Genomic DNA, 11,703 nt, shown 5'->3' with positions numbered 1-11,703 from the left:
CATGTCGGCCGTGAGCGTGTCCTTGCCGGGCGCCGCCGAGCGCCTGCGCTCCGAGCCCTTTTTCGATGTCGCCCGGTTCCCCCAGGCCCGCTTCCACGGGGAGGCGGACGGGCAGGGCGAAGCCAGCGCCTTCGCGGTCCCTGGCGAGCTGACCCTGCGCGGCGTCACCGGGCCGTTTCGGATGCGCGCCAGCCTGATTCAAGGACGGCCGGGCGCGGTCCGCTTCGAGGCGCAGGGCGAGATCAGCCGTGCCGCCTTCGGCCTCGTGGCGGACCGCCCGATGGTATCGGACGCGATCCAGCTCAAGGTGGATGTCTCCCTCGGGATTTAGGACGCGAGGGGCAGCGCCTCGGCCCGCCTGATCGATGCAATGCAGGGAGAAGCAAATTAACGTAGGATTCCGCGCAGAATAGATTGATGTGTCCAAGTCAGACTTTAGCGATAGAATATTCCGCTCCATGAACCTCGCGTGCGACGGGCCTTCGGAGTGATCTCAATGCCGCCTCCACGATCAATCCCTCCGGAATTTCTGGAGCGATGCAGGCTGAGCCTGGAGGATCTGGCGGATTGGACGGGGGCTGCCGCGGTGCGGCTCGTTCAGGCCCTTCCGGGTCGCCATCTGGTTCTTGTGAGCAGCCATGGCAGTGCGGCGCGGCCGTGGAGCGACGAGCCTGTCTCGGCGGCCTTGCGGGAGCGCGTTCCGCTGCATCTCGCCGAGGCCTCGGGCCTACCGGATGCGGGCTATGCGGCCCATCCCGTCGCCTGGCCGGATGCATCCCCCTTCGGCGTCCTCGACGCGCTCGACCTTCCTGCGTCCCTCGAGCCGGAGCGCTGCCTCCGCCTGATGGCGCAGTTCGCCCGCGCGATTGAGGACCAGCTGTCGCTGCTCTGGAGCAGGAGCGAGATCGCCCGCCTCGAGGTGGAACGGCTGGCCCAGCGCGAGCGCATGGCGCTCGCGACCGAGGTCAGCGGGATCGGCATCTGGGACTATAATATCGACGGCGACGTCCTTCTTTGCGACGAGACCTGCCTGGCCATCTACGGAATGCCCGGCGAGACCGGACGGATGAAAAGCATGGCCGCCTTCAAGGCCCTGATTCATCCCGAAGACGTCGACCGGATCACCGATGAGCGCATGGCCGAGCTGGCCATGAGCAAGCAGGATCGCCAGGTCGAATTCCGCCTGCTCCGGCCTTCGGGGGAGATGCGCTGGATCACCTCGGCCGCCTGCATGCTGCCGGCGACCTCGGTGACGCCCAATCGCCTCGTGGGCGTCGTCGTCGACATCACTGAGGCCCGGCAGGCCGCCGAGGTGATGCGCGCCAGCTACGACGCCCTGCGCCGGGCCGAACGGCTATCGAAGGTGGGGAGCTGGACGCTTCACCTCGACACCGGCCACTTCGACACCTCGGCCATGCTCTACGAGATGAATGGCGCGGATCCGGAGGGACCGTCGCTGACGGTCGCGGATCTTCAGAATTTCCTGGCGCCCGAGAGTTTCCAGGCGGTCTCGGAGGCCGTCGCCCGATGCGCCCGGACCGGGGAGCCCTACGGCATCGATGCCACCCATTTCCGTCCGGATGGCTCCAGCTTCGCGGTCCATATCCGCGGCGAGGCGCTCTACGGTGCCGGCGGCGATATCGTGGCGCTGACCGGTACGGTCCAGGATATTTCCGAACGCGAGGAATCGCGCGCCCGGCTTCAGGCCCTGGCCGACAATCTGCCCAATGGAGCGATCTATCGCCTGGAGCGCCAGCCCGACGGCGGGTATCGCCTGACCTATGTCAGCGCCGGCATCGAGAAGCTCATCGGCGTACGGCCCGAGGAGATCATCGCCAACCGCGGCGCCTTCCTCGCGGCGATCCATCGCGAGGACGTCGGGCATTATCTGCTGGAGGTGGAGAAATCCCGCACGACGGGCACCGTGTTCGATTGCGAGTTCCGCGCCTGCCGGCCCGACGGATCCATGATCTGGATGCGATGCCGCTCCGCTCCCCGTTCCGCGGCGGCCGGGACGGCATGGGACGGCATCATGCTGGACATCACCCGCGAGAAGGATGCGGCACGCGAAGTCCAGCTCGCCAAGGAGGCCGCCGAAGCCGGCGAGCGCGCGAAGTCGGACTTCCTCGCGACGATGAGCCACGAGATCCGCACGCCGATGAACACCGTGATCGGCATGGCGCGGCTGGTCCAGCAGACCGACCTCTCGGCCAAGCAGCGCAACTATCTGCAGAAGATCGACGTCTCGGCGAAGGCGCTGCTGAGCATCATCAATGATGTGCTCGATTACTCGAAGATCGAGGCGGGGATGCTGGCCTTGGATATTTCGGAGTTCGACCTCGACGAGGTGCTGGAGGCGGTGTCGGCCGCGACGTCGGCGCGGGCCGAGGAAAAGGGCCTCGAGATCGCCTATTCCATCGCCCATGACCTGCCACGCCGCCTGCGTGGCGACGCCTTCCGGCTGGGCCAGGTCCTGATCAATCTCGTCGGCAATGCGGTGAAGTTCACCAAGGTCGGCGAGATCGTCGTCAGCGTCGAGGTGGAGGAGGGCGGCATGATCGCCTTCTCCGTGCGCGACACCGGGATCGGCCTCACGCCGGAGCAGATCAGCCATCTCTTCCGGCCCTTTTCCCAGGCCGAGGCAAACACCTCCCGCCGCTACGGCGGCACCGGCCTGGGCCTGGCGATCTGCCAGCGCCTCGTCACGCTGATGGGCGGGACCATCGGCGTCGAGAGCGTGCCCGACTGGGGAAGCACCTTCCGCTTCGTCCTGCCGATCGCGCCCGCCCGGGAGCGCGAGCCCGCGGCCGCGCAGCTGCCGCAGCCCTCGGCATTGGCCGGCGCGCGCGCGCTCATCGTCGACGACAATGCCAGCGCTCGGGAAATCCTGTCCGAGATCCTGCGCGCATTCGGGATGCGGGTGGACAGCGCGGCCTCGGGCGTCGAGGGCCTGCATGCCGTGCGGGAAAGCTGCCGCGACGCCAATCCCTATGAGATCGTGCTCATGGATTGGCGCATGCCGGGCATGGACGGGCTGGAGGTCGCAAGGCGCCTGCGCGAAGACGAGCGCCTGGCCCATATGCCGGCGGTCCTGATGGTGACCGCCTATGGCCGCGAGGAGATCCTGAAGCGCGCCGAGGAGCTCGGCCTCCAGGGCCTGCTGATCAAGCCGATCACCGCCTCGGTGATGTTCAACACCCTGATCCAGATCCTGCGGCCCCTCGCGCCGGTTCAGACATCGCTCGCGCCCCCGGCCCATCCGCTGACTCCCAATGCCGATTACGGTCTGGCCGGGCGCCGGGTCCTGGTCGTGGACGACAATGCGCTGAACCGGGAGGTGGCGACGGATTTCCTGGAGCTCGCGGGCGTGATCGTCACCACCGCGAATAACGGCCGTGAAGCGTTGGAGAGCCTCGAGGACCGCGTCTTCGACGCCGTGCTGATGGACATCCACATGCCCGAGATGGACGGGCTGGAGGCCACGCGGGCCATTCGCCGGCAGCCGCAATGGGCGGACCTGCCCATCATCGCGCTCACCGCCCAGGCCCGCGCCGAGGACCGCTTCATCGTCGCGGATGCGGGGATGAACGCCCATCTGGCCAAGCCCATCGACGAGGCGGCGCTCTACAGCGTCCTCGCCAAAGCGATCGCGGATCGCGCGGCGGGCGGCCCCGTCGCCGAACCCGCGCCGCGGGATTTCGCCGCCGAGCGGCCGGCCCGCGCGATCGCGCGGATCGACATGGCCGCCATCGAGGAGCGCTTCGGTATCTCGTCGGCGCGCATCATCCGCCTGTTCGACGGCTTCCTGCGCGATTTTTCGGGCGCGCCGGCGGAATGCGAGAGGCTCGCCAGCGGGGATGACCTGCCGGCCGCCGCCATGCTGGTGCATACCCTGAAGGGGTCCATGGGCTATCTCGGCGCCGATCTCCTAGGCGATACGGCGGAGCGGATCGAGGATGCCGCGCGCCTCGGCGATGTCGCGACGCTGCGTCAGGCGCTTCCCGGCTTCGCGCGGGATCTGCGCCTGCTGCTCGCCGAGGTGGCGGCCGAGCGCGGGCGCGTTTCGCAGGAGGCCGGCGTCCCCGCGCCATCGCCCGCGCCCGTCCTCACGCTCATCGCGGAACTGCGCTCCCTGATCGAGAGCGGCGATTATGGCGCCGTCGCGAAGCTCGAGCGCCTCTCGGAGCATCTGCGCCAGCCGGACCAGATCGCCCTTGTGGCGCAGATGCGCGAGGAGGTGGACGACCTGCGCCGGGACGAGGCGCTGGTCTCCCTGCGGCATCTCGCCGCCACATTGCCGGAATTCGAGGCGAGCGACGAATGATGACCGCCGACGACCGCCCCACCATCCTCATCGCCGATGACGAGCGCCTCAACCGGACGCTGCTCGCGGAGCTTCTGCAGAAGGACTACCGGATCCTGCTGGCCCGCGACGGCGTCGACGCGCTCGAACGCGCGCGGGCGGATGCGGAGCGCATCGCGCTGATCCTGCTGGATGTCTCGATGCCCGGGGAAAGCGGCTACGACGTGCTGAGGGCGCTGCGCGGCGACGAGAGGACGGCCGGGATCTCCGTCATCTTCATCACCGGCCAGAGCTCGGAGGCCGATGAGGAATTCGGCCTGCGCCTGGGGGCGGTCGACTACATCCACAAGCCGATCCGCCCCGCGATCCTCCTCGCCCGCGTGGGCAACCTCGTGAAGCTCGCCATGCAGAAGCGCGACCTCGAGCTGGTGGCGCAGCGCGACGGACTGACCGGCATCGCCAACCGCCGGCATTTCGACGAGGCCATCGACCGGGCCTGCCGCCACGCGGCCCGGACCGGTGAGCCGGTCGGTCTCGCGCTCTTCGATATCGATCACTTCAAGCTCTACAATGACCGCTATGGCCATGTCGCCGGCGACGAGGCGCTGCGGCAGGTGGCGCAATTGCTCGCGCGGCACGCCCGGCGTCCCTACGATATCGCCGCGCGGATTGGCGGCGAGGAGTTCGCTTTGCTGTCCCCCATGGGCGATGGCATCGTCGAGCTGACGGACCGCTTCTGCGAGGCCGTCGTCGGGCTGCGGATTCCGCACGAGGCGTCGTTGACGACGGCCTTCCTGACCGTCAGCGGCGGGACCGCCCTGGTCGCCGGCGCGGGATACGCCGATTTCCGCCTGCGCCTGGTCGAGCAGGCGGATCGCCTTCTCTACGAGGCGAAGTCCCGCGGGCGGAACCAGGCGGTTCACCTCGACTCATGAGGTTCCCGCGGCTGTTACTTGAGCTTCGAAGTAGTCGCCGAGACCAGCCGGCAAGCAGGGGGCGCCGCGACGCCGTGCGCCCTGGAAATCACGCTGGCGTTCGACGTCCATCCGGTCCATAAGGCGGCGCAGTCGATCCTGGCTCTGCCTGGAACGGCTCAACCACGCGCGCAGCGGTGGGTTGTCAGAGCCTCCGATCCCCCGAACGGAAGACGGGTCTGGCGGCGTTTCCGGCCACATGGCTTCGCCGCGGGTGCAATCCCCGGCCCCATGTACCCCGAAGCGCCGAAAGTCTCCTTCCTCGAAGGGCATTTTTCGCGACGGACTGTCATCCTGCCGCATGCGCACCCGAAAAGTCCCCGTACCGATGCGGGGCAAGAAGGACGCTGCATGTTCGACAATTACTTCCGCAAGGATATCGCCTGGGGCGGTCAGATCCTGACGCTCGAGACGGGCAAGGTCGCCCGTCAGGCCGACGGCGCCGTCATGGCGCGCCTGGGTGACACCATCGTGCTCTGCACCGTGGTCGGCGCCCGCAACGTGAAGCCGGGCCAGGACTTCTTCCCGCTCACGGTGAACTACCAGGAAAAGGCCTTCGCGGCCGGCAAGATCCCCGGCGGCTTCTTCAAGCGCGAGGGCCGTCCCTCCGAGAGCGAGACGCTCATCTGCCGCCTGATCGACCGCCCGCTGCGCCCCCTCTTCCCCGAGGGTTTCCGCAACGAGGTTCAGGTCATCGCCACCGTCCTCAGCCATGACCTCGAGAACGATCCCGACATCGTGGCGCTGGTCGGCTGCTCGGCCGCGCTGACGCTGTCGGGCATTCCCTTCTTCGGCCCGGTGGGCGCGGCCCGCGTCGGTTACATCGACGGCGGCTACGTGCTCAACCCGACCGCCGCGCAGCGCAAGCTGAGCGCGCTCGACCTCGTCGTCGCCGGCACCGCCGAGGGCGTGCTGATGGTCGAGTCCGAGGCCAAGGAGCTTTCGGAAGACGTGATGCTGGGCGCCGTCGAATTCGGCCACCAGCAGTTCCAGGCCGTCATTCAGGGCATCATCGCGCTCGCCGAAGTGGCCGCGAAGGAGCCCTGGGATGTGGCCGAGGCCGATCCGGCCTTGGCGACCCTGAAGGCCCGCATCGCCGAGCTCGGCACGGCCTCCGTCGGTGAAGCCTATAAGATCACCGAGAAGCTGTCCCGCCAGAAGGCCGTGGGCGCCGCCAAGAAGGCCGTGCTCGCGACCCTGGAGTCCGAGGGTGCCGACGTGGGCGCCGCCAAGGGCATGATGAAGGAGCTCGAGGCGGATGTGGTCCGCAACGCGATCCTCGACACCGGCCTGCGCATCGACGGCCGCGACACCAAGACGGTCCGCCCGATCCTCGCCGAGGTCGGCGTGCTGCCGCGCGCCCATGGTTCCGCGCTGTTCACCCGTGGCGAGACGCAGGCCCTCTGCGTCGCGACCTTGGGCACCGGCCAGGACGAGCAGGTCATCGACGCTCTCGCGGGCGAGTACCGCGAGAACTTCATGCTGCACTACAACTTCCCTCCCTACTCGGTGAACGAGACGGGCCGCATGGGCTCGCCCGGCCGTCGTGAGATCGGCCATGGCAAGCTTGCCTGGCGCGCGATCCACCCGGTGCTCCCGGAGAAGGACAAGTTCCCCTACACGATGCGCATCGTGTCCGAGATCACGGAGTCCAACGGCTCGTCGTCCATGGCGACGGTCTGCGGCACCTCGCTCTCGCTGATGGACAGCGGCTGCCCGCTGCTCCGTCCGGTGGCCGGCATCGCCATGGGCCTGATCAAGGAAGATCGCGGCTTTGCCGTGCTCTCCGACATCCTGGGCGACGAGGATCACCTCGGCGACATGGACTTCAAGGTGGCCGGGACGGAAGCGGGCATCACCGCGCTCCAGATGGACATCAAGATCACGTCCATCACCTTCGACATCATGAAGACGGCCCTGGGCCAGGCCAAGGATGGCCGCTTCCACATCCTCGGCGAGATGGCCAAGGCCATCAGCGGCGCCCGCGGCGAGATGGCGGCCACCGCGCCGCGCATCACCGTGATCCAGGTGCCGAAGGACAAGATCCGCGAAGTCATCGGCACGGGCGGCAAGGTGATCCGCGAGATCGTCGAGCAGACCGGCACGAAGATCGACATCGAGGATGACGGCACGATCAAGATTGCGTCGACCAACCCCGAGGCGACCCAGGCCGCGATCGACCGGATCAAGGGCATCACGGCGGAAGCCGAGATCGGCGCCATCTACAACGGCAAGGTGGTGAAGACCGCCGAGTTCGGCGCCTTCGTGAACTTCCTCGGCGCCAAGGACGGTCTCGTCCACATCTCCGAGCTGGCCAATGACCGCGTGAACAAGACGACCGATGTCGTCAAGGACGGCGATGCGGTCAAGGTCAAGGTCATCGGCTTCGACGACCGCGGCAAGGTGAAGCTCTCCATGCGCGTGGTCGACCAGGCCACGGGTGCGGACATCACCGAGCAGGTCGGCGAGCGCCGTCCGCGTGCGGAAGGCGAGGGTGAGGACCGTCCCCGCCGCGAAGGCACCGGCCGCGACGACCGTGGCGGCCGCGACCGCCGCCCCCGCCGCGACTAACTCTGACGAATCGGGCGGGGTGCTTTGCATCCCGTCCGAAAATCGCCATATCCGCCCGGCGCCCGCTTGCGCCGGGCGATTTCGTGCTAGTGTCATATTCGGAAATATTTCGGCAGGAACGGCGGACCTTGAAGGCGATCAATACCATCCGCATGGGCGGTGTGGACGTTCTCCCCCTCGTTGAGGGCGGCAAGGGCGTCGCCGTGAGCAACGGGCTGACCGCCGGCGCCTGGGCCGCCGCGGGCGGCGTGGGCACGTTCTCCGCCGTCAATGCCGACAGCTACGACGCCGAGGGGCGGACCATCCGGCAGATCTACACGGGCAAGACGCGCGTGGAACGTCACGAGGAGCTGGTCGCCTATGGCATCGCCGGCGGCATCGCGCAGGCGCGCGAGGCCCGCGACGTGGGCGGCAAGGATGCGCGCATCCACGCCAATATCCTCTGGGAGATGGGCGGCGCCGAACGCGTCATCCGCGGCGTGCTGGAGGGGGCCAAGGGCCTCATCAACGGCATCACCTGCGGCGCGGGCATGCCCTATCGCCTGTCGGAGATCGCGCGCGAATTCGGCGTGCACTACTACCCCATCGTCAGCTCGGCCCGGGCCTTCAGCGCGCTGTGGAAGCGCAGCTATTCCAAGGTCAGCGACTGGCTGGGCGGCGTGGTCTACGAGGACCCCTGGCTCGCGGGCGGCCATAACGGCCTGTCCAACGGCGAGGATCCGCGCAAGCCCGAGGCGCCGTATGAGCGCGTGCGCAAGCTGCGCGAGCAGATGCGCGCCTTCGGCCTGGGCGACACGCCCATCATCATGGCCGGCGGCGTGTGGTGGCTCGAGGAATGGGACGACTGGCTCGACAATCCCGAGCTCGGCCCGATCGCCTTCCAGTTCGGCACCCGCCCGCTGCTGACCAAGGAGAGCCCGGTCAGCGAGGCCTGGAAGCAGCGCATGACGGCGCTGAAGTCCGGCGACGTGCTGCTGCAGCCCTTCTCGCCCACGGGCTTCTACTCCTCCGCCGTGCGCAACGAGTTCCTCCAGGACCTCGAGGCCCGCAGCGAGCGGCAGGTGGCCTATACGAGCGAGCCGATCGGCGAGCACACGGCCGAATTCGGCGTGGGCCCGCGCAAGCGCCCCGTCTGGCTGACGCCCGCCGACCGCGAGCACGCCGTCTCCTGGACCGACCAGGGCTATAGCGACGCGCTGCGCACGCCCGATTCCACCCTGGTCTTCGTGACGCCCGAGAATGCGCGCGAGATCGTGAAGGATCAGGTCGATTGCATGGGCTGCCTGAGCCATTGCCGCTTCAGCAACTGGACGCAGAACGGGCCGGAATTCAGCTCGGGCAAGAAGGCCGATCCGCGCAGCTTCTGCATTCAGAAGACGCTGCAGGACATCGCGCATGACGGCAGCCTGGAGCACAATCTGATGTTCGCCGGGCACAACGCCTATCGCTTCGCTTCCGACCCCTTCTACTCCAACGGGTTCATCCCGACGGTGAAGCAGCTGGTCGAGCGGATCATGACCGGCCGCTGAAGCCGGAGGGGGCACCAGGCCCCCCGACGCATTCGGCCAGCATCCGGGCCGCGTGCCTGAGGGCGCCGGGCTCGTGTCCGGAAAAGCCGAGCATGAGCGCCTGGATCGGGCGCTCCTCCATGAACATCGGGCTGACTGGCCGGGCGATGACGCCGGCCCGTTCCGCGGCCGCCGAGACCTCGGTGTCGCGCCATCCGGGCTTCAGCCGCGCCAGCAGCTTGAGCCCCTGGTCGGGCGCCTCGACGTCGAGGAAGCGCCCGCAGCCCTCGCGCAGCGCCTCGACCAGCGTGTCCCGCGCGATCCGGTAGCGCTGGCGCATCCGCCGCAGATGCTGCGCGAAATGGCCCTCCGCGAGGAAATCCGTGACCACGCCCTCCTGGAAGACCGGCGGGTGCCAGTCCGAGAGCAGGCGCGCGGATTGCACGGGCTCCAGCAGCTCCGGCGGCAGCACCGCATAGCCCAGGCGCAGGCCGGGAAAGAGCACCTTGCTGAAGGTGCCGATATAGATCACGCGCCCGCCCTCATCGACGCCCTGCAGCGCGGCCAGGGGGCGGCCGGCATAGCGGAACTCGCTGTCGTAATCGTCCTCGACGATCCAGGCGCCGGCGCGCCGCGCCCAGGCCAGCAGCTCCATCCGCCGCGCCATGGAGAGCACCACGCCCATCGGATATTGCGAGGAGGGCGTCACATAGGCGAGCCGCGCGGCGGGGGAGGCGGCGATGCCCTCGCTCACGATCAGCCCCTGCGCGTCCACCGGCACGGGCACGATCTTCGCCCCCGCCGCGGCCATGGCGGCGCGCAAGGCGGGGTAGCAGGGATCCTCGATCCAGACGGGATCGCCGGGCGCGACCACCACCTTGCGCACGAGGTCGATGGCCTGCTGCGCGCCGGAGGTGACGATCACCTGGTCGGGCGTGCAGCGCACCGCGCGCGCGGCGCCGAGATAATTCGCGATGGCCTCGCGCAAAGCGAGCGAGCCGCGCGGATCGCCATAGCCCAGCATGTCGGGATCGGGCGATTGCAGCCGCCGCAGGGTGAGCTGCCGCCAGATGCGCGCCGTCGCGTCGTCCCAGGAGGTGCGGCCGGTGTTGAAGGGCTGCGCGCCCGGCTGAACCATGTTGGGGAGGCTGAAGGGGACCGGCTCGGTCTTCGGGAGGGGGCTGGCCGGCGCCGGCCGCTCGAGCCCTTGGGGCAGGTTGCCCGACACATAGCTGCCGGCGCCCACGCGCCCCTCGATGAAGCCCTCGGCCAGCAGCTGCTCATAGGCCGCGACCACGGTGTTGCGCGCGATGCCCAGGCGCTGGGCGAGCACGCGCGTCGCCGGCAGCCGCGCGCCGGGCGGCAGCGTGCCGCCCAGGATCGCGCGGCGCAGCTCCAGATAGACCTGGCGCAGCAGGGGCGTGCCGCTGGTGCGCTCGATGGCGAGGAGGAGCAGATCGGAGAGGTCGGCCATGGCGGCATTCTATCTCGGAAAAGTGAATGGACCAGTGGATCTTCCTGAAATTGGCCCTCGCGAAGGACCAATCTGCCTGTCACGATATGGCATCAATTCCACCCCACCAGGATTCCCGCCATGTCCGAGGTCGTCGACAGCTACCCCGTCACCGAGCGCAACAAGGTCCGCCGCCTGCACGAGCGCGGCCGGCACGACTTCGCCTCGGTCTATGAGATCTTGGACGCGGCGATGCTCTGCCACGTCTCCTATGTGATCGACGGGCAGCCCTATTGCACGCCCACCGCCTTCTGGCGCGAGGGCAACCACCTCTATTGGCACGGCTCCTCGGCGAGCCGGATGCTGCGCACGCAGAAGCCCGGCACGCCGGTCTGCGTCACGGTCACGCATCTGGACAGCCTCGTGCTCGCGCGCTGCGGCTTCAACCATTCGGTCGACTATCGCTCGGCCATGTGCTTCGGCAACGCGCATATCATCGAGGACCTCGACGAGAAGGCGAAGCTGCTCGACCTCATGATCGACCGCTTCTATCCGGGCCGGAACGCCGAGCTGCGCCCGAGCACGGCGCTGGAGCTGAAGGCGACGATGGTCATCGGCATGAACATCGACCAGGCCTCGGGCAAGGTCCGCAGCAAGGGCATCGGCGACGAGGAGGAGGACTACGCGCTCCCGATCTACGCCACGCGTTTCCCGGTGACGCAGGTGATCGGCGCGCCGGAAGACTGCCCGCGCATGCCGACCGGGGTCGCTTTCCCGGAAGGCCTTGCGGGTTTCACCGCGGGTCGTAGGCTCGATGACATCATGTCGGAGAGCTACAAAAAAACCTATGGCGACACCTGATCTGGCTACCGCCTCGGCGGTCGAAATGGCGGC

The 11,703-nt window shown here is 68.3% G+C and carries 7 protein-coding genes; 6 read left to right on the top strand and 1 reads right to left on the bottom strand.

Annotated features, from left to right (window positions below; translation table 11 throughout):
- The 5 genes from ACO057_RS01590 to ACO057_RS01570 all read left to right on the top strand — a co-directional run.
- On the top strand, nucleotides 1–331 hold a 331-nt coding region (locus ACO057_RS01590), incomplete at its 5' end, for a YceI family protein (protein ID WP_421988594.1).
- 354 nt (nucleotides 332–685) lie between these two features.
- A complete protein-coding gene (locus ACO057_RS01585) occupies nucleotides 686–4,324 on the top strand; it encodes a response regulator (RefSeq protein ID WP_421988593.1) in 3,639 nt (1,212 codons plus the stop codon).
- Nucleotides 4,321–5,238: a GGDEF domain-containing response regulator gene (locus ACO057_RS01580; protein WP_421988592.1), complete on the top strand. Its 918-nt coding sequence runs from the start codon at nucleotides 4,321–4,323 to the stop codon at nucleotides 5,236–5,238. Before ACO057_RS01585 ends, ACO057_RS01580 begins: the two co-directional genes overlap by 4 nt.
- A 390-nt stretch (nucleotides 5,239–5,628) precedes the next feature.
- Complete coding sequence (gene pnp, locus ACO057_RS01575; RefSeq protein ID WP_421988591.1) at nucleotides 5,629–7,848, top strand: polyribonucleotide nucleotidyltransferase; 2,220 nt, start codon at nucleotides 5,629–5,631, stop codon at nucleotides 7,846–7,848.
- Between the two features lie 128 nt (nucleotides 7,849–7,976).
- Nucleotides 7,977–9,377, top strand: a complete 1,401-nt coding sequence (locus tag ACO057_RS01570; RefSeq protein ID WP_421988590.1) for an NAD(P)H-dependent flavin oxidoreductase — start codon at nucleotides 7,977–7,979, stop codon at nucleotides 9,375–9,377.
- Here ACO057_RS01570 and ACO057_RS01565 read toward each other — a convergent pair.
- A complete protein-coding gene (locus tag ACO057_RS01565; protein ID WP_421988589.1) occupies nucleotides 9,361–10,830 on the bottom strand; it encodes a PLP-dependent aminotransferase family protein in 1,470 nt (489 codons plus the stop codon). The genes ACO057_RS01570 and ACO057_RS01565 overlap by 17 nt on opposite strands.
- A 120-nt stretch (nucleotides 10,831–10,950) precedes the next feature.
- On the opposite strand from ACO057_RS01565, the gene ACO057_RS01560 reads away from it, so the two are divergent.
- On the top strand, nucleotides 10,951–11,670 hold the full coding sequence (locus ACO057_RS01560) for a pyridoxamine 5'-phosphate oxidase family protein (RefSeq protein ID WP_421988588.1): 720 nt from the start codon (nucleotides 10,951–10,953) through the stop codon (nucleotides 11,668–11,670).
- Nucleotides 11,671–11,703 lie beyond the last annotated feature (33 nt).

Source organism: Roseococcus sp., from assembly GCF_965227005.1.
Taxonomy (GTDB): Bacteria; Pseudomonadota; Alphaproteobacteria; order Acetobacterales; family Acetobacteraceae; genus Roseococcus.
Note: the sequence above shows the minus strand (reverse complement) of the source record. Positions and strands in the feature narration are given on the sequence as shown.

What these genes read in the sequence shown, in the direction of transcription:
- ACO057_RS01580 (WP_421988592.1), top strand. Translation starts at nt 4,321, where the DNA reads ATGATGACCGCCGACGACCGCCCCACCATCCTCATCGCCGATGACGAG.
- pnp (WP_421988591.1), top strand. Translation starts at nt 5,629, where the DNA reads ATGTTCGACAATTACTTCCGCAAGGATATCGCCTGGGGCGGTCAGATC.
- ACO057_RS01565 (WP_421988589.1), bottom strand. Translation starts at nt 10,830, where the DNA reads ATGGCCGACCTCTCCGATCTGCTCCTCCTCGCCATCGAGCGCACCAGC.
- ACO057_RS01560 (WP_421988588.1), top strand. Translation starts at nt 10,951, where the DNA reads ATGTCCGAGGTCGTCGACAGCTACCCCGTCACCGAGCGCAACAAGGTC.